Consider the following 18,451-nt stretch of genomic DNA (forward strand, 5'->3'; position numbering starts at 1 on the left):
GTAAAACAACTCCTTGTTGTGATGAAGATGTGCGGGCGCAACCTATGCGCTGCTCTGAATCAAAACGATAAACCGGGCGAGGCATGCCTACCCTACGGTTTTCTCCCGTTAAATGCAACGCGGTATACATCTTCATAATCTTTTGAAAAATGCACCTCCAGCCCTTCCTTCAGATAATCGGGCAACTCGGCAAAATCCTTTCTGTTCCCCTCGGGGAAGATGAGCATTTTCAGCCCCGCACGGCGGGCGGCGATGGTCTTCTCTTTCACGCCGCCGATGGGCAGCACCCGCCCGGTGAGGGTCAGTTCGCCGGTCATGCCCAGGCTTTTGCGCACCGGCTTGCCGGTGATCATGGAGAGGAGCGCGGTGGTCATGGTCACTCCCGCCGAAGGCCCGTCCTTGGGCGTGGCGCCGGCGGGAACATGGAGATGGACGAAATGGTTGTCGAAGTAATCGTCCGGGGCTCCGTAGGTCTTCAGATGGGCCATCGCATAGGAGTAGGCGATCTCCGAGCTCTCGACCATCACATTGCCGAGCTGCCCGGTCTGCTTGAATCCCTTGCTCTTGCTTGGCATGGCGGTCGCTTCGATCTGGAGGGTTGCTCCGCCCATGCTGGTCCAGGCCAGTCCGGTGACGACGCCGGGCACCCCTTCGAAAACTTCCTCCTCGACGAAGGACGGCTGCCCGAGATAGTCGGTCAGATCCTTCTTCTCGACGACGATTTTCTCCTCCCTGCCGGAAGCGAATTCCCGGGCCGCCTTGCGCATGATCTTGCGAATGCGGTTTTCCAGATTGCGCACCCCGGCCTCGCGGGCGTAACCGTCGATGATCGCGGCGAGGGTCTCCTTGCGAATGGTCACCAGCCCTTTTTTAAGACCGTGCGCTTCCAGCGCCTTGGGAATCAGGTAGCGGCGGGCGATCTCCAGCTTCTCCTCGAGAATGTAGCCGGAGAGGCGGATGGTCTCCATGCGGTCGAGGAGCGGAGCCGGTATGGTGTCGAGCTGGTTGGCCGTGCAGACGAAAAGGACATTGGAGAGATCGAAGGGGACATCCAGGTAGTGATCGCGAAAGGCGGAGTTCTGCTCCGGATCGAGGACCTCGAGCAGAGCGGAGGCGGGATCACCCTGGAAAGAGGCGCCAATCTTGTCGATCTCGTCGAGCATAAGCACCGGATTTGCGGTGCCGGCGCTCTTCATGGCCTGGACGAATTTGCCCGGCATGGCGCCGATGTAGGTGCGGCGGTGCCCCTTGACCTCGGCCTCGTCACGTATCCCTCCGAGGGAGAACCGGTAGAACGATCGTCCCAGGGCGCCGGCGATGCTCTTCCCCACCGAGGTCTTGCCGACCCCGGGAGGGCCGACGAGGAGGAGGATGGAGCCGGAGATGTCGCCCTTCATCTTGCCGACGGCGATGAATTCGAGAATCCGGTCCTTGACGTCCTCCAGGCCGTAATGGTCGCGGTCGAGCACCCGGCGGGCCTTGTCGAGGTTGTACGAGTCCCTGCTGAATTGCCCCCAGGGGAGGATGGTCAGCCAGTCCAGGTAGTTGCGGGTGACGTTGTATTCGGGGGAGTTGGGTTCGATCAGGCGCAGCTTCTCGATTTCTTCGCGCACCGCGCGCTCGGCTTCGTCATTGAGCTTCAGTTTTTTCAGGCGCGCTTCGAATTTCTCAATCTCCGCGGTTTTCCCCTCCTTCTCCAGACCGAGCTCCTTTTTGATCGCCTTGAGCTGTTCCTTGAGAAAGAACTCCCGTTGCTGGGCGGAAACCTTTTCTTCGATCTGTTTGGAGATCTTTGTCTGGAGCTTGGAAACTTCCAGCTCCTTCTTAAGCAGGACCAGAACCCGGTCAATGCGCCGGCGAACGTCGAAAGTCTCTAGAATCTTCTGCAGCTCCTGTCCGTCCGCGCTGGTGAGGTTGGCGGCAAAGTCCGCCAGCCGCCCGGGATCATCCATGCTGGAGCGGTTGAGAAAGAGTTTGATCTCCTCGGAGTACAGGGGGTTGATCTGGACCAGTTCCTTGAGGGTGGTGATGATGGCCATGGAGTAGGCCTTGAGCTCCGGATTGACCGAGAGCTCGGCCCCGTAGTGGTAGCGCACCCGGGCGAAAAGCCCCTTCGGGTTCTGCCCCATCTCCTCGATGGTGAAGCGCTCGAGGCTGTTGATCAGAAGGTGGACGCTCTCTTCCTCCTCATGGATGACCTTGAGGATCTTGGCCACCACTCCGATGCGGTGCAGATTCTCCGGCGCGTCTTCATCCTCCGGGTTCCGAACCAGGACCAGTCCCAGAGCCTGGGAGGGGGTCGCCATCGCTCTCTTGACGGCGGCCACTTGAATATCGCCGGTGATTGCCATGGGAATGAGGATGCCCGGAAAAGCGGGACGAGGTCTCAGGGGAAGGATCGGCAGAGCGGTAGGGAGGACTTCGGCGGCAACAACCAGTCCCTCCTGGCGGTCTTTGTCCTCGGATCTGTTTCCGTTTAATTCGGCTTCGATGAAATCTTCCTTCTCTTCGCTCACGTAATCACTCCTTGCAGAATCATGCTGATGACTCCGAGCAAGCTAATCATTGTGGAGAGGAATGTCAACGGCAGACCGGATACGGAGACTATTTGACGACAGGATTCGCCACGGTGCCCGTGACCCTGAACCGGTAAGAACCATCGCGGCCGGGTTGCCGGAACAGGTTGAGCAATTCCGCCATCTCCTTGTCCAGGGACGGGGTCGGGGAGAGGATCACATTGAGATTGAGTCTGCTGCTTTCGACGGTTCGGCCGAAAAGAAGGGTTCCTCCGCCGGAAACCTTGAGGTCGCCTCCCTCGGATTCGAGCTGCTCGATTTTGAAGGAGTTCCCCCTCCCTGAGCCCCGCAGGGAAACGGCGCCAAGGGAAAGGGTGTCGCTGCCGATGCCGACGGATTTGAGCCCGATGACCCTGATGTTCTCGAGAGTGACCTCCATCCGTGATTCCGTCGTCGGCTTCGCCGGCACCGTGGTGACGAGTTCCCCATTTTTCAGATTCCCTGAAAGACGGAGACTGGTGAGCGAAGGCAGGGGGGTGTCAAAGATGACCCGGGCGATGCTGACTTCCATGTCTCCGTTTCGGCGAATGGTCCCTTCCCCCGCCCCGCCCAGTATATCGGTATGGATCGCCACGCCGGGATTCCTACCGAACAGGGAATGCCAGAGCGGTTTGACCGAGACTTTGTCGAAGGTCAGCGAGTACGGCTGCGGCTGATCGATTTTGAGAATAAGCGTTTCTGCTCTCATTGCGGGGGGGAATCCGAGGGAGAGCGCCATCAGGTCCGCTTCCACCGGCGTGCGCCCGTTGATTTCATATTCGACGCGTTCCTCCAGGGCGGAGACGGGAAAGAAGAAATACAGGCTTGCCACAAGGCCAAGGATCAGCGAGGCCAGGGCGCCGAGATAAAAGCGGAGCTTCGGTTTGGAAGAGGAAGGGAGCGTTTTCCCCCGGGCCGTTCTAAGGCGATGGAATCGGTTTAATTTCATGCACTGCCTCCGAAGGAGGAGATGGTCATGGTGGTATCGAGCAGAGCGGGATCGTCGAAACGGGTGCGCACCCGCAGGTTCTTGACCTGCAGATAGGCATCCGCCGATTCGACGCTGAAGAGGAAACGGACCAGCTGATCCAGGCTCAGCTTCTCCAGTTTGATTTCCACCGATTCCTCCTGGCGGCCCTCCCGCGTGGCGGTCTGCTGGGGTCTCATGTAGATGAGGTTTTCCTTGGTGGCGACTTGGGTAGTCTGCGATTCGATAAAGGAGAAGAGTGAGAAACCCTTGGACTTGGCCAGGCGGGTCTGCGCCTCGGCAAGCTGCCGCTGCAGCACCCGGTATTCCTGCTGCAGGGCGTCCACTTCCCGGACCTGCTTTTGGCGAGCGGCGATTCGGGCGTCCAGTCGGGACATCGCCCCCTGGTAGGGAAGGATGAGACCGAAGACCACGACGGTAATCAGCACGGCAATGCCGCCGACGATCAGGGCCGTGCGGTCGCGCCGGCTCAGTTGGGATAGATCAAACATGGCTTATCCTGGTTTGGCGAAGGAGAGGTTGAGACGGAAGTCGACCCGGGTTCCATCCAGACTCATCTTCGCGTCTGCGATCTGGGCCTGGGCAAAAAGAGGGGACTGCTCCAGGCTGCGGGCGATCTGGTTGATGGCTTCAAAGGAGGTGGATACTCCCTCAAGGCGGACCGATTCCGCCGAGAAATTCATATCCCTTATATCCAGGGTCACCTCGGCGGGGATGCTGCTCGAGATTTCCTGAAGCACCCTCAGAACCGAACCCTGTGGTCCGCTGCCGATCTGCCAGGCCTGCTGGCGCAGCTCGGTGATTTTACTGCGCATCTGCAGGGGGATGTCCACCATGGGGGCGGCTCCGGGAAACGTTTCCCGGAAGGCCGTCACCATCTGCTGCTGCAATTGCTCGGCCCGTGCTGCCTTGTGCGCGTAGTTCAGGTAACCGGTTCCGGCCACGATCAGGATGGAGAGAAGAAGGATGGAGGCCGCGGCGATCATTTCCCTTTTCAGGGTCGACCATTCATTTTTCAGAGCGTAGCGGCCGCGGCGGAAATTGAATTCCCGCTGCTTGGCCGACATCGCCGCCCGCAGGGCCAAGGCAACCGCCGGAAGATATTCCGGCTCGACCTCCCGGTGGTCCAGCGTGAAACGGGGGATTTCCACTCTCCGCGTGCCCGGGCGCAGGATGTCCAACAATTCCGGGGTGACCTCGGGGCCGATGAGGGTCAGGGACGGGCCGCCCGTATGCGCTTCGTGCTGCAGGGAGGCGCTCTCCCGCAGAAGCATGCGGGCGGTCTCCTGAACGGTCGCTGCAGGGGAGGCGGGAATTACCCGGTAGTCGCTCACCCGCCCGGCCGTCACCAGGGCGATGGTGGTCTCCCGGACTCCCAGGCTGGCCAGGATTCCGTCCGGAATATGCTCGCGCAGCCCGCGCACAAAGGCGAAGGGAGCCAGGTCGACGATATGCACCGGAATATCGGCCCTGTCGAAAACCTCGACAATTTTCTCCAGGGCATCGATGCTCACCGCTGCGGCGGTGACCCGGTACAGATTCTCCTCGGCGGGAACCGGCGCCTGGAAGTCGACGGCGTACTCGTCGATGGACACCGGCAACTGCGAGGAGAGCTCGAAGGAGAGGGTGGACTCTATCTTTCGGGTATCGGCAAAGGGGAATTTGAGCCGGCGCACGAAGGTCCCCAGCGCCGGCAGGGCGGTCGCCAGCCGGTCGCCGAAGATGCTGGTGCTGCCGACGATTTCATGCACCGCCGCCGCCATCTCCTCGGTACTGCCGAATCTCTGCTTCCCCAGGGCGATCAGCCGCTGGTCGTCCTGGGCGAGGATGGCGATGCGCAGGGTGTCCCCGTCGATATGGATGCCAATCGTCCGTCGTTCCATCTCAATCCACCTTCATGTAGTAGATGTCCTTGCCGTTGCCGCTGACCACAGCAGTGACCTGCCGGGCGCCGTCGCCGACCCTTCCCAGGGAGGTGATGCGGAATGTTTCCCCGGCCACTGTCACATCGATGTTGCGGTTCAGGGCCGTCCAGTCGTCAAGGGTCAAAATATCCTTCACGTCATCAGCGCTTTCGAAGGGAGCCGTCTCCCGGGCGAGGAGGATTTCATCGATGGCCTGGGTCGAAACGTCCTTGTCCCAGGCCTGCAGAAGTTCGGGGGTAGCGGTGTTCAGGTTCAGGTTTGCCGATCCGTTCACCGAAATGTGGGGGAGTACGACAGCCAACACCTCGGGGGTGAACCCTCTCACCATGGACAGTTCCTCGATCGAGATCATGGCCGTGTTCGCCGCAGGATAGGGGGAATCCAGCCCCTGGTAGTAGGCATCTTCTGCGCCCGTGACCGGCAAGGTGCTGTTATCCTCGAAGATGATCTGGTCGTACACGTTCCCCGGTTCATCGATCCAGTCCACCACGGCCGCCGTCAGGTCCCCGGGGGATTGAAGACCGAGGATGTCGAAGAGACGGTAGAGCCGGCGGATCATGACCGTGTTCGGGTTCCCGCCGGCACTGACCAGGGTGTTGAGATTGAGCTTTCCGTCCAGGTCCTCGATGGTGATGAATACGGAGCCGTTTTCACCAATCGGATAGCCTGGGATGCCCTGCCCCCAGAGTTCGCTCGGATGATCCCAGGCATTGGTGTCGTTCTGCAGGATCATCCGTCCCGCCTCCACGCCCCCCTTCCCCAGATACCAGGCACGGGTGCTGTCGCGGAAGGTCTCCGTGAGCCGCATGTCAACATGGGTGGAGAAGGCCCATTCCGTCAGCAGAGCCGAAAGCAGAGCCACCACCACAAGGACCAGCAGCAGCACCATTCCTTTTTCCTGGCGCAGAACTCTCATTGCGGCACGTCGAAGTTGGAACGAAACGGAACCGATTGCTCCCCGCTGGGCATGGTGATGCTCACCTCCACCATCTGCGGCAGACCGTCCCGGACGGAGGAGTCCCATTCGTCTTCCCATTGCCCGTTTCCGTAAAACCGGAAAGTCATCTCCCGGATGCCTCTGGCCAGCGGGTAACCTTCGCGATCCTGAAGCAGTACATCGAAGGTGGTGTATTCGTCGCGCATCAGCACCCAGGTGTCCGGCTCCTCCGCCTCAGTGTCGGGACGCAGCTCATAGCGGACGACGGAAATGGCGCCGCGACGGCCGCCGAAGGGGGTCCCTGCGGTGGTGGTCAGCTCCAGGAAGGTATAGTTGTCTCGAGTGCGGCCTGCCATGAAGCGGGTCTGGCGGTTCGCCTGCCGCCAGTAGGTCCCCCGCAGTTCGCGGCCGAGGCGGTCATAGAGAACCCGGGTCTGATGATAGCTTTCACCTTCCGCTTCCAGTCGCTGTTTCGCACCGCTGACGGAGGTGAAGACGCCGTACACCGCCGTCATCAGCAGGACGGTGACGGTGACCGCAACCAGCACCTCCAGAAGGGTGAATCCATTCTGTGTCCTCAAGGTTGCCGTCATCGGAAAATGAAAGAGTTGAGATCGACCAACTCGTTGCGTGACTCATCCCCCCAGGCGACGGTGACCGTCACGATCTGGAGATTCGGCAAGGGAGTGTCTTCGTAGTCTAACCGCCACCGGAATTCGGCAAAAGGCTCATCGAATACACCTTCTTCATTCAGTACCAGTAAAGCGCCGCCAGCCGCCTGGATTTCAACCTCGGTCATGCGCTGCTGAGCCAGCAATGTGGCCTGAGTGATCTTCTGCAGATGAGCGTTTACGGCAATGCTGCGGTTGCCGAGCCCCATCAGGGCAACCAGGGCAATGGCGACAATCGCCAGGGCGACCATGACTTCCAGCAGGGTGAAGCCCGCTGTTCCAGTATCGAACTTCGATCCTGGAACGGCGATGTTGCAGGTTTCAGGTTTCAAGTTCAACTCTTCACGCCTCACCCCTCACTCCTCACAGATTTTTCTCGAACTCCCGATACCCCTCGTAGATCTCCGTGGAGCCCGTAAAGGGCATGAGCCGCAGGGTCAGGGCACGACCGTCCTCGTCTTTCAGATGGATGACCGTTTCCTCCAGCCAGCCCACCGGGTGAATGACCGTGGTCACCTCGCCGGAGCTGAATTTGCCATGGCCGGCTACGGCGATATCCTGGAATCGAACCCCTCCTTTGAGCTGCTGGCGACGACCGGTGCCTGTGAGTTCGGTTAGTTGCCCGTTTAGCCTCAGAACCTTGGCTTCGTATGCGCCTTCTTCCAGATTAAAAATCAGGCGGAATTCCTCCTTCTGCAGGGCCGACTCGTTGTAGAGATACTTCACGGTACCGGCCAGGCGCCGAGCGGAGGACTGCAATGAGCCTTCTCCCCAGCCGGCGAAGATCGGCACCGTCAGGAGGCAGAATAGACCGATGAGGAGGACGACCAGCGAAAGCTCCACCAAGGTAAAACCGCCTTGCGAGGCGCAGGCGCAGCGAAAGGAGACTGCCGCCGGTCTTTTACTCGATCTCCCAGCTGTTAACGTCGGCATCGCTCCCCTCGCCCCCGGGTTGGCCGTCGGAGCCATAGGAAATGACATCAACATCGCCATGGATTCCGGGTGACAGATAGACGTAGGTGTTTCCCCATGGATCGACGGGAACCTTGTTCAGGTAGCCGCCCTCCCGATACCTGGAGGGAATGCGGCCGGTTTCCGGCTTGGTCACCAGGGCTTGAAGTCCCTGTTCGGTGGTGGGGTAAAAGCCGTTGTCCAGTTTGTACATGGCCAGGGACTGTTCGACCCCCCGGATGTCCGTGGCCGCCTTCGTCCGCCGGGCTTCCTCCGGCCGGTCCAGCAGGCGCGGCACGACAATCCCGGCCAGAATGCCGAGGATGACTACCACGACCATGATTTCGATCAGGGTGAAGCCTTTGTCATTCCTTACGATGGATTTCTCGGTTTGCTTCATTTGTGCTCCTTAAAAATTTAGGTAAAAGGTTCAAGGCCCAAAGGTTCAAGGAAAGATTTGTTCATACCTTGTGCCTTTTACCTTGTACCTTCTCCTGCCTTTACCCCATCCCCTGGCTCGCCTGGAAGATGGGGAGAAGAATGGCCAGGACGATGAAACCGACGACTCCACCCATAAGAAGGATCATCACCGGCTCCAGCATCGAAAGCAGCCCGTTCAGGGTCATGTCGACCTGATGTTCGTAGGTGTCGGCGACGCGGAAAAGCATGTCCTCCAGCTCGCCGCTGCGTTCTCCTACCGCCGCCATCTGGGCGACCATGGGTGGGAATACCCCGGAACGGCGGATAGGGGGCGCCAGTCCTTCCCCCTCGCGCACCGCCGCTCCGGTATCCTCGACAGCCTGGCGCAGCACCCGGTTCTGCATGAGATTCTGTGTAATCTCCAGGGCCTTGAGCAGCGGCACCCCGCTGCGCAGCAGGGTCCCCAGGGTGCGGGTGAAGCGGGCGGTGGCCACCAGGAGGTTGAGCCGGCCAAAGAGGGGAAAGGTGAGGGCCAGCCGGTCCAGGCGCAGCCGTCCGGCCTCGGTGCTCGCGTAGCGCTGCAGGGTGAACATTCCCAAGGCCAGCAGCGTCAACAGCAGCCACCACCACTGTGCCAGAAAGTTGCTGGTGCTGATCAGGACCAAGGTCGGCAGGGGCAGGGCCTGCCCTAGGTCCTCGAGCATGCGCACCACCTTGGGGACGACAAAGGCAAAGAGGAAAAAAAGAACTCCGGTGCCGATGAGGGCCATGAGAATGGGATAGGCCATGGCCGCGTTGATCTTGCTGCGCATCCGTGCCTGATCTTCCATGAAGTCCGCCAACCGCTGCAGCACCTTGTCCAGTGTGCCGGTGTTCTCGCCCACCTGCACCATGTTGACGTAAAGGACGGGGAAAATTCGGGGATGACGGCCGAAAGCGTCGTGCAGCGATTCCCCTTGAGTCACCTCATCCCTGACGGTGCTGTAGGCCCTGGCCAGCCGCTCGTGTTCGAGCTGGCTGGCGACGGTCCCCAGGGCTTCGTCCAGCGGCAGGCCGGCTCCGAGCAGGGTCGCCAGCTGCCGTGTGGCCGTGGCCAGTTCGCCGATGGGCACCTTCCGGACCAGGCGCAGCCGGGCGGCGCTCCGGCCCGGCGCCGCGGCTTTTTCCTCCCGCAGCTCAGTGGGAAATATGCCCCGGGACCGCAGATTCTGCAGGACCGCCCGCCGACCAGTCCCCTCGACGGAGCCTGAAACCTTCTTCCCGGCGGCGTTGAGGCCGGAATATTCAAAAAGAGGCATGTCGGGTTCCCAAACCTGTAAAGACCGGAAATTTACCACTGAGACACAGAGGCCACGGAGAAAACCTATGATTGTTCACCTCTGCGATCACTGTATTCTCTGTGGTGATAAAGATTTTTTGCAAAAGCATCAAACTTCCTCTTGGGTCACCCGCAGGATCTCCTCGATCGAGGTTTGCCCGGCCAGGGCGAGGGCCAGGCCGGCGTCGCGCAGGGTCTTCATTCCCTTTTTCACGGCGGCGCTCTTGATGGAAGCCGAGTCCTTGTTCTGCAGAAGCAGGTCGCGCACCTGCTCATCTACCGTCATCAGCTCATAGATGCCGGTGCGGCCGCGGTAGCCGATGTCCATGCACTGGCTGCAACCGGCGCCGCGATAAAATTCAACCCCTTCAGGTACGGACGCCGCCAATCCCATCTCCCGGAGCATCTCGGGGGTAGGGCGGTAGCTCTCCTTGCAACGGGGACAGATCTGACGCACCAGGCGCTGGGCCATGATGCCGACGATGGAGGAGGCCGCCAGGAAGGGCTCGATCCCCATCTCCACCAGACGGGTGAGGGCGCTGGCGGCGTCGTTGGTATGCAGGGTGGAGAAGACCATGTGTCCGGTGAGGGCCGACTGCACGGCGATCTCCGCCGTCTCGCCGTCGCGGATCTCGCCGACCATGATGATGTCCGGGTCCTGGCGCAGGATCGATCGCAGGCCGGCGGCGAAGGTCAGGTCGATCTTGGGGTTGACCTGGATCTGCCCCACCCCCGGCAACTGATATTCGATGGGGTCCTCGACGGTGATGATGTTCTTCTCCCGGCTGTTGAGCCGGGTCAGCGAGGCGTAAAGGGTGGTGGTCTTTCCCGAGCCGGTGGGGCCGGTGACCAGAAAGATGCCGTGGCTCTTGGTGATCATGTTGTTGATCAGCCGCAGCATGGGCGGGTCCATGCCGATCTCTTCCAGGGTGAGGACATTGGAGGCCTTGTCCAGCAGACGCATGACCACCCGCTCGCCGAAGGCGGTGGGGAGAGTGGAGACGCGCACGTCCACGTCCTTGCCGGCGATGCGCACCCGGAAACGGCCGTCCTGAGGCAGGCGTTTCTCGGCGATGTTCAGGTTGGCCATGATCTTGATGCGGCTGATGATGCTCGCCTGGGCCCGGTGGGGCGGGCGCAGCACCTCATAGAGGATGCCGTCGATGCGGTAGCGGGCGATCAGCTCCCTCTCGAAGGGTTCGATATGGATGTCGCTGGCGCGCTGCTTGTAGGCTTGGGTGATCAGGCTGTTGACAAAGCGGATGATCGGCGCCTCGTCGGAGGTGTCCAGAAGGTCGGTCGGTTCGAAGCCGGCGGCCAGGGCTTCGCTGCCGCCTTCGATGTCCTCGATGAACTCCTCCGTCTGCCCCGCCTGCCGCTCATAGCTGCGGTTGATGGCCCGCAGGATCTCCTCGGGGGTGGCGACGGCCGCCTCCACGCAGGAGCCGGTGAGGGAGGCCAGGTCATTCAGCGGACGGGTGTCGGAGGGGTCGGCGACGGCGACGTTCAGCCGTCCGACCACCCGGTTCATGGGGAAGATCTTGTACTCCTTGGCAAAGGCGATGGGGATGAGTTCGAGCAGTTCGGCATTGGCGGCGTCGTCGGGAATGCTCTTCAGAAAGTCGAGCCCCTGCTGCGCCGCCAGGGCGATGCCCAGCTCCTCGGCGGTGATCGCCTTCATCCCCAGGAGGATCTCCCCGATCCGGCGGCCGGATGTTTTCTGGGCGGCGAGAGCTTCTTCAATCGTTTCACCGGCGAGGCCGTGCTCCTGTTGCAGGATCTCGCCGAGGAGTTTCCACTGGTTCATAAAGGAGTCAGTTCCCTGGTATTTAGTTGTTTTCCATATCGAATTGCAGAAGGTCGGTATCGAGGATTTCCGATTTCAGCGCTCTACTCATTTCCCTGTCCCTGAAACGCTCCATGGCCCCCCTGGCCCTTTGGGTGGCCTGGGCAAGATCGGAAGCGTCCTTGATGATCTGCGGGGTAATGAAGACCAGCAGGTTGGTTTTTCTCTCCGCATTACTCTTCCGCTTGAACAGCCATCCCAGTAAGGGGATGTCCCCCAGGAGGGGGACCTTGGAGATCCTCTGCTGGGTATTGCTGCTGATCAGACCGCCAAGGACGACGGTCCGGCCGTTTTCTGCGAGCACCGTGTTTCGCAGCAGGCGCTTGGTCAGGGTCGGGCCAACCTGATTCACATCGCCCACGCTGGTTTGGGAGATGTCGGTGATCTCCTGGTAGACGTTGAGGCGGACCTGGTTCCCCTCGGTGATCTGGGGGGTGAAGCGCAGCGTCAGGGCGACGTCCTGTCGCTCGACGGAGACGCTCTGGGCCAGTCCGGTACTTCCCGAGTCGGTCAGGCGGCTGGTGATGATCGGCACGTTGGAGCCGATGATGATCTCCGCCTCCTCGTTGTCCGAAGTCAGGAGGCGCGGCGCCGAAAGGATGTTGATGTCGCTATCGGTCTTGGACAGATCGATCAGGGCCGAGAGTGCGGGCACGGTGATCTCGCTGCCGTCCGGTCCGGTGACGGTGATGGGGCTGAAAAGGCCGCCGAGCAGGATGCCGTCGATGGTCTGGGTCAGCAGGGTGGGAACCGTGCTCCCAGATGCGGGGGCAAGACTGGCGATGCCGGCCGGACCCGTGTTCAGGTTGCTGGTGCCGAATATGACACTGTCGGATCCGGTTGCCACGGCCCCCTGCAGTGAAGCGCCGAGCTGCTTGGTGGCGTCCATGGAAAGTTCCAGGATCAGGGCCTCGACAAAGACCTGTTTGCGCTTGATGTCGAGGCTGGAGATGATCCCCTTGATGATGTCGTAGTCCTCAGGAGTGGAATTGATGATCAGGGAGTTGGTCGGCTTGTCCGCGGTGATGCTGACGTTCTCCGTAGCCGGCTGAGGCTGGCCGGGAGGCTGCGCCTGGCGACCGGTACGAGGGACCTGGGCGCGGATTCCGGTCAGGATCTCGTTGAGGGTTGTGGCCAATGTCTCGGCATCGGCATGCTCCAGGTAATAGACATTGATGTGGGAGCGCTCGCTGGAGGGCTCCCGGTCCAGTTCTGCGATCAGGGACTTGATGGTGACGAGGTCTTCAGCCGAGGCCATGACTACCAGGGTATTGGTCCGGGGATAGGGCAGGACTTTACTGAGTTCCTTACCTCCGGCTGCCTGAACGTTTGCGGCGACCCGGCCTCGACGGCGTGGGGTTGCGGCTGTTTCGGTCAGGATCTGGGTGGCGATTTTGGCCACTTCCTCGGCATCGGCGTATTCCAGGCGAAGGACCGCCAGAAGGTCCAGGTCGGTCGGCACGTCCAGTTCCCGGATGATCTCGACCAGACGCTCGATATTGGCCGCGCTGTCGGTGATGATCAGGGTATTGGTGGAGGGATAGGCGACGATATTGCTGGTTTTGGGAATCAGGGGGGCCAGGACCGTATTCGCGATCTCGGTGGCATCGATATTCTGCAGCTGGATCAGTCGGGTGACGACCTGCTCTGTCGATCTGCCCCTGCCGGTGATGGTCGGCAGGTTGGTTTCCTTGGCGATTCTGAGAGGGATGATCTTGTTGATGCTGCCGGAGGGAACGGTAGTGAATCCCTTGACGTTCAGCACCGTGAGAAAGAGCTGGTACGCCTCCTCCAGCGACATGCTGTCCGGAGAGATGATAGTGACCTTCCCCTTGACCGTTTCATCATAGAGGAAGTTTTTTCCCGTCAATTCGCTGATTGTCTGGATCAGATCGGCCAGTTCGATGTCCTTGAAATCAAGGGAAACCGTCCCCTTCTCTGCTGTTCCGGCGGCTCGCCCGGTGGGGGCAGGGGCCTCCGGGGGCGCTGCGAGGGCGCCCTGAGAGCAGAGCAGGAGGCAAGCCGTCAGCGTGCCCAGGAAAACGTTCAACCACCTTTTTATAATCACTTGCAGACCTCCCGATTTGCTGCGGACTAATTGATCTCATAATCAAAACTCATCGGAGCGCCGTCCCGCTGCAGCCCGATGGAAATATGTCTGGCTTCTCTCAATTGCTGAAAAATCTGCAGGGCCTTTTCAGGGCTTGCCAGCTCCACCCCGTTGACCTCCATGATGACGTCCCCCTTCCGAATGCCCAAATTGGCCAAAAGCGATCCGGGTTGAATCATCTTCACCACAAAACCTTCCGTATTCCCGTTCACCACATTCGGCTCCATTCGGGCCGACTTCAGGAGTTCACCAATATTGTTTCGAGCTTCTTCTGCAACCTGACGATCGATCATCCACTGGTTTTCGCCGATCGGTTTGATCTGTTCGTTCCCCTCCGAGGCTGCGGCGGGGGGGGACGACGGAGCGGGCGCCGGACTGGTTGGCGCCCCGGTTTCATACAGGGAAAGAACCTCCATGGAGCCGTCGCGATTTTGTATCGTCACGAGGTTCCGGGTGATTTCCTTGATGCTGCCGCCTCCGGGAACTTCGTCCCCGATATGGTAAATGTCGATGGAACGGTTGGCCTCGATCATAGCCAGCGAACCGTCTTCGGCAGATACGGTGCCGAGCAGTTTGAGGTTGGTCCTGGCTGCCGGTTTCGTTGTCTCCGCGACCCTCTCGGGCTCCGTTTCCTGGAGATCGAAGGTAGCCCCCCTGGCGGAGGAATTGAATATGTTGCGCTTGAGAACAATCTCGAAATCGGCAAGCAACGGTTTCTGCCGTGTGACGGCACGTTCCTCCGACAGCGTTCCCCGTTCGGGGCCGGATGGAACGAGTCGGATTCCGAGGGCCGTAGAGATCAAGTGACCCAGCGAAATGCCTAGCAGGGCGAATAAAAGGAGGAATATTCCCCTGAAGTGTCTCTGGATGAATGCAAGCATCAAATAACTCTAGCGAGAAGATGTCAAATTTCTGTAACTTCTAAATGAGTTAGCATAGGGAAAAAGCGATTAAAAATCAAGGTGCAAAACCCTGTAAATTAATGAAAACATAAACTGGCCGGCGGCAGCATGCGACAAGCGGATGATCCTCACTCACCCTTGCTGGAAACCCATAACTAGCCACGAAGACACCAAGGCACCAAGAACTGCAAAAGCGATTTTGACTTGCTTGGTATCTTGGTGCCTTGGTGGCAAATCGCCTTTGGTTTTCGTCCTTCTCCTTTGGTTTTCGTTCTTCTAAGTTCTTCTAAGTTCTTGTGTCCCTTTCTGCTCCGTGGAATAATGCCCTCCAGTTTTTCCTTCTTCTGAACGAGGCATTTCATGACCGACCAGCCCCAGCGCATCTATCTCATCGACGGCTCCAGCTACATCTACCGGGCCTACTTCGCCATCCGCCATCTTTCAAACGCCAGGGGTTTTGCCACTAACGCCGTCTACGGTTTCACCAACATGCTCCTCAAGGTGGTGCGGGACGAGCACCCCGACCATCTGGCCGTGGTCTTCGACGCGAAGGGACCCACCTTCCGCAAGGAGATCTATCCCGAATACAAGGGCAACCGCAGCGCCATGCCCGACGATCTGGTCCCCCAGATCCCGGTGATCAAGGAGGTGGTACGGGGATTCAGGATGCCGGTGCTGGAGATGGAGGGGTTCGAGGCCGACGACATCATCGCCACCCTGGCCCGGCGCTTCGCCGACCGCGGCATGGAGGTCACCGTGGTCACCGGCGACAAGGACCTGATGCAGATCGTGAGCGAACGCATCCGGCTGCTCGACACCATGAAGGACAAAATCACCGGGCTGGAGGAGGTGAGGGAGCGCTTCGGCGGCTCCCCCGACAAGGTGATCGAGGTTCAGGCCCTGGCCGGCGACAGCTCGGACAATATTCCCGGGGTGCCGGGGATCGGCGAAAAAACCGCCCGGGACCTCATCGAGGAGTTCGGCAGCGTGGAGAACCTGCTGGTCAACATCGACAGGGTCCGGGGGAAAAAGCGTCAGGAGAACCTGCGGGAATTCGCCGACCAGGCCCTGCTGTCCAAGGCCCTGGTGACCCTGCGCTGCGACCTTCCCCTGGAGGTAGACTACGACGACTTCATCCTCAGCGAACCGGACCGGGAGGCGCTGACCGCCATCTTCAAGGAGATGGAGTTTCACAAGCTGCTGCAGGAATTTTCCTCCGATATTCGCGCCACCGGCGAAGAGTACCGGACGGTCCTCACCGAGGCGGATCTGGATGCCCTTACGGCCGAACTGGAGCAGGCCCCGCGCATCGCCTTCGATACGGAAACTACCAGCCTCACCCCGATGCGGGCCGAACTGGTTGGACTGTCCTTTTCCATCCGTGCCGCAGAAGGGTGGTACATTCCCCTGTCCCATCACTATCTGGGGGTGCCGGAGCAGCTTGACCGGAAGCTTGTCCTGGATCGTCTGCGCCCCGTTCTGTCCGATCCCGGCAAAGCGAAGATCGCCCAGAATGCCAAGTACGACCTGCTGGTGCTGCGCCGGGCGGGGCTCGACGTGCACGGACTCGTCTTCGACACCATGATCGCCTCCTATCTCGCCAACCCGTCGGCCAAGTCGCACGGCATGGACGCCCAGGCCGCCGGGTTGCTGGGATACAAGACCATCACCTACTCGGAGATGACCGGCAACGGCAAGAAGCAGATCGGCTTCGCCGAAGTCGAGGTGGAGAAAGCGACGGTCTACGCTGCCGAGGACGCCGACATCACCTTGCGTCTGGCCGAAAAGCTCGAACCGATGATCGTCGAGAGCGGCCAGGAGAAGCTCTTCCATGATATCGAGATGCCGCTGCTGGAGATCCTCGCCGATATGGAATGGACCGGGGTGCGCATCGACCCCGAATTTCTCGGAGGCCTCTCCCGGGAGATTCAGGCCAAGCTCAAGGTGCTGGAGGAGAAGATTCACGATATCTGCGGCGGATCTTTCAACGTCGGTTCCCCCAAGCAGCTCGGCGAGGTCCTTTTCGAACGGCTCAGGCTTCCCCGGGGAAGAAAGACCAAGACGGGATGGTCGACGGACGTCGATGTGCTGACCAAACTGGCCGAGGAGCACGAGGTCTGCGCCCGCATCCTCGATTACCGCTCCCTGGCAAAGCTGAGCGGCACCTACACCGAGGCTCTTCCCAGACTGATCCACCCGGAGACCGGGCGCATTCATACCTCCTTCAACCAGAGCGTCACAGCCACCGGCCGGCTCTCCTCCAGCGAGCCGAACCTTCAGAACATCCCTATCCGAACAGAGGAGGGGAGCCGGATCCGCGAGGCCTTCATCCCGGCGGAAGGGAACGTCCTCCTCTCGGCCGACTACTCCCAGGTGGAGCTGCGCGTCCTGGCGCACATGGCCGGCGAGGCGGTGCTCAGCGAGAGCTTCGAGCGCAATGAGGACATCCACCGGCGAACCGCCAGCGAGATCTTCGGCGTCTTTCCCGAGATGGTCACCGAAGAGATGCGTCGCCAGGCCAAAACCATCAACTTTGGTATCATTTACGGGATGAGCGACTTCGGTCTGGCCAAGGCCCTGGGAATCGGGCGCAAGGAGGCGCAGGTCTTCATCGACAACTACTTCGCCCGCTATCCGGGGGTGCTCGGGTTCATGGATAGCAAGAAGGAGGAGGCGCGGGCCAAAGGGTATGTGACCACTCTCCTCGGCCGACGCTGCGCCGTCCCCGAGATCCACAGCCCCAATCGCAACATCCGCGACTACGCCGAGCGAAACGCCATCAACTACCCCATCCAGGGGTCGGCCGCCGACATCATCAAGGTGGCCATGGTGAGGGTCTTCAGGCGTCTGGAACATGAGGGACTAAGAGCCAAGATGGTGCTACAGGTCCATGACGAACTGGTCTTCGATGTCCCGCGGGACGAACTGGAAAAAGTCAGGACCCTCGTCCGGGAGGAAATGGAAGGGGCCGTTCGTCTGGATGTTCCCCTGGTGGTCGATATCGGCATCGGAAACAACTGGCGCGAGGCACATTAACATGTCCCGGTTTTCTCCCCTCCATTGATGGGAGGGGGAATCAACTCCGATAATCAGTCATCCGAGGTTTAGCCGTGCCCCATCAGGAAGGCGTCATCAAATTCGACCTGAAGTTCACTTCGGCGCCGCCGCTCCCCCCGGAGGATCTGCGGGAGATCAACGCCTGGCGACGGATTCTCCACCTGCTCGGTCTCACCGGACAGGATCCGGAGCGCTACGACGGCCTGGGATACGGCAACATCAGCCGTCTCCTCGAGCCCTTCGACGCGCCGGCGTCCAGGCGGAGGTTCGTCATCAGCGGCACCCAGACCGGCGGCCTGACCGATCTCAACGAGGATCACTATGCCCTGGTGACGGAATGCGAACCGGAGCGCAACCGCGTTGTTGCCGAGGGGCCCATCCGCCCCTCCTCCGAGGCGCTCACCCACGGCACCCTGTACCAGGCCGACTCCTCCTTGCGCTTCATCATGCACGTCCACTCACCGGAGATCTGGCGCCGCGCCCGGGAGCTGAAGATCCCTCTCACCAACGAGAAAGCGGCCTACGGCACACCGGATATGGCGGGGGAAGTGCGGCGGCTGTTGCTCCAACCTTCCGTTCGGAAGGGGCGGATCTTCGCCATGGGAGGCCACGAGGACGGCCTCGTCGCCTTCGGCCACACCGCCGAGGAGGCCGGAACGGTGCTGGTAAGCCATCTCGCCCTGGCTTTTCAGTTCTAGAATCTTTACTCACGCGGAGCCGCGGAGTACACGGAGAATTTCAAATACTCAGAATTTCCCTCCGCGTCTCCGC

15 protein-coding genes are annotated in these 18,451 nt (G+C 60.4%); 2 read left to right on the top strand and 13 right to left on the bottom strand.

Annotated elements, in window-relative coordinates:
• Nucleotides 1–92: 92 nt before the first annotated feature.
• The 13 genes from lon to gspC form a co-directional block, all read right to left on the bottom strand.
• Nucleotides 93–2,516: an endopeptidase La gene (lon, locus tag DTF_RS0108405; RefSeq protein WP_027714962.1), complete on the bottom strand. Its 2,424-nt coding sequence runs from the start codon at nt 2,514–2,516 to the stop codon at nt 93–95.
• An 88-nt stretch (nt 2,517–2,604) separates the two neighbouring features.
• Nucleotides 2,605–3,504: a type II secretion system protein GspN gene (gene gspN, locus DTF_RS0108410; protein WP_027714963.1), complete on the bottom strand. Its 900-nt coding sequence runs from the start codon at nt 3,502–3,504 to the stop codon at nt 2,605–2,607.
• On the bottom strand, nt 3,501–4,034 hold the full coding sequence (gene gspM, locus DTF_RS25405) for a type II secretion system protein GspM (protein ID WP_027714964.1): 534 nt from the start codon (nt 4,032–4,034) through the stop codon (nt 3,501–3,503). Before gspM ends, gspN begins: the two co-directional genes overlap by 4 nt.
• 3 nt (nt 4,035–4,037) lie before the next feature.
• Entirely contained in the window at nt 4,038–5,426 is a 1,389-nt protein-coding gene (gspL, locus tag DTF_RS0108420) for a type II secretion system protein GspL (RefSeq protein WP_027714965.1), read from the bottom strand.
• Nucleotide 5,427: 1 nt separating this feature from the next.
• Nucleotides 5,428–6,357, bottom strand: a complete 930-nt coding sequence (gene gspK / locus DTF_RS0108425) for a type II secretion system minor pseudopilin GspK (protein WP_027714966.1) — start codon at nt 6,355–6,357, stop codon at nt 5,428–5,430.
• Nucleotides 6,358–6,380: 23 nt separating this feature from the next.
• A complete protein-coding gene (locus DTF_RS0108430) occupies nt 6,381–6,986 on the bottom strand; it encodes a type II secretion system protein GspJ (protein WP_162148619.1) in 606 nt (201 codons plus the stop codon).
• A gap of 8 nt (nt 6,987–6,994) precedes the next feature.
• A complete protein-coding gene (gene gspI, locus DTF_RS0108435) occupies nt 6,995–7,408 on the bottom strand; it encodes a type II secretion system minor pseudopilin GspI (protein WP_027714968.1) in 414 nt (137 codons plus the stop codon).
• Between the two features lie 31 nt (nt 7,409–7,439).
• Nucleotides 7,440–7,922 carry a hypothetical protein gene (locus DTF_RS0108440; RefSeq protein WP_027714969.1) on the bottom strand — a complete coding sequence of 161 codons (483 nt, stop codon included), beginning with the start codon at nt 7,920–7,922 and terminating at the stop codon, nt 7,440–7,442.
• 55 nt (nt 7,923–7,977) lie between these two features.
• Nucleotides 7,978–8,427, bottom strand: coding sequence for a type II secretion system major pseudopilin GspG (gene gspG, locus DTF_RS0108445; RefSeq protein WP_035056345.1), 450 nt, complete (start codon nt 8,425–8,427; stop codon nt 7,978–7,980).
• Between the two features lie 100 nt (nt 8,428–8,527).
• The gene (gene gspF, locus DTF_RS0108450) at nt 8,528–9,745 is read right to left on the bottom strand and encodes a type II secretion system inner membrane protein GspF (protein WP_027714971.1); all 1,218 of its coding nucleotides are present in this window, start codon (nt 9,743–9,745) and stop codon (nt 8,528–8,530) included.
• 129 nt (nt 9,746–9,874) lie between these two features.
• Complete coding sequence (gspE, locus tag DTF_RS0108455) at nt 9,875–11,572, bottom strand: type II secretion system ATPase GspE (RefSeq protein ID WP_027714972.1); 1,698 nt, start codon at nt 11,570–11,572, stop codon at nt 9,875–9,877.
• 22 nt (nt 11,573–11,594) lie between these two features.
• Nucleotides 11,595–13,679 carry a type II secretion system secretin GspD gene (gspD, locus tag DTF_RS0108460; protein ID WP_162148620.1) on the bottom strand — a complete coding sequence of 695 codons (2,085 nt, stop codon included), beginning with the start codon at nt 13,677–13,679 and terminating at the stop codon, nt 11,595–11,597.
• Between the two features lie 26 nt (nt 13,680–13,705).
• Nucleotides 13,706–14,602, bottom strand: a complete 897-nt coding sequence (gene gspC / locus DTF_RS0108465) for a type II secretion system protein GspC (protein ID WP_027714974.1) — start codon at nt 14,600–14,602, stop codon at nt 13,706–13,708.
• A 381-nt stretch (nt 14,603–14,983) separates the two neighbouring features.
• On the opposite strand from gspC, the gene polA reads away from it, so the two are divergent.
• Together polA and DTF_RS0108475 are read left to right on the top strand one after the other, a co-directional pair.
• Nucleotides 14,984–17,659, top strand: a complete 2,676-nt coding sequence (polA, locus tag DTF_RS0108470) for a DNA polymerase I (protein WP_027714975.1) — start codon at nt 14,984–14,986, stop codon at nt 17,657–17,659.
• A 74-nt stretch (nt 17,660–17,733) separates the two neighbouring features.
• Nucleotides 17,734–18,378, top strand: a complete 645-nt coding sequence (locus DTF_RS0108475) for a class II aldolase/adducin family protein (protein WP_035056349.1) — start codon at nt 17,734–17,736, stop codon at nt 18,376–18,378.
• The last annotated feature ends 73 nt before the right edge of the window (nt 18,379–18,451 follow it).

It is taken from the genome of Desulfuromonas sp. TF, assembly GCF_000472285.1.
Classification (GTDB): Bacteria; Desulfobacterota; Desulfuromonadia; order Desulfuromonadales; family ATBO01; genus ATBO01.

What these genes read in the sequence shown, in the direction of transcription:
- polA (WP_027714975.1), top strand. Translation starts at nt 14,984, where the DNA reads ATGACCGACCAGCCCCAGCGCATCTATCTCATCGACGGCTCCAGCTAC.
- gspN (WP_027714963.1), bottom strand. Translation starts at nt 3,504, where the DNA reads ATGAAATTAAACCGATTCCATCGCCTTAGAACGGCCCGGGGGAAAACG.
- gspF (WP_027714971.1), bottom strand. Translation starts at nt 9,745, where the DNA reads ATGCCTCTTTTTGAATATTCCGGCCTCAACGCCGCCGGGAAGAAGGTT.
- gspG (WP_035056345.1), bottom strand. Translation starts at nt 8,427, where the DNA reads ATGAAGCAAACCGAGAAATCCATCGTAAGGAATGACAAAGGCTTCACC.
- gspL (WP_027714965.1), bottom strand. Translation starts at nt 5,426, where the DNA reads ATGGAACGACGGACGATTGGCATCCATATCGACGGGGACACCCTGCGC.
- gspE (WP_027714972.1), bottom strand. Translation starts at nt 11,572, where the DNA reads ATGAACCAGTGGAAACTCCTCGGCGAGATCCTGCAACAGGAGCACGGC.
- gspC (WP_027714974.1), bottom strand. Translation starts at nt 14,602, where the DNA reads ATGCTTGCATTCATCCAGAGACACTTCAGGGGAATATTCCTCCTTTTA.
- gspK (WP_027714966.1), bottom strand. Translation starts at nt 6,357, where the DNA reads ATGGTGCTGCTGCTGGTCCTTGTGGTGGTGGCTCTGCTTTCGGCTCTG.
- gspM (WP_027714964.1), bottom strand. Translation starts at nt 4,034, where the DNA reads ATGTTTGATCTATCCCAACTGAGCCGGCGCGACCGCACGGCCCTGATC.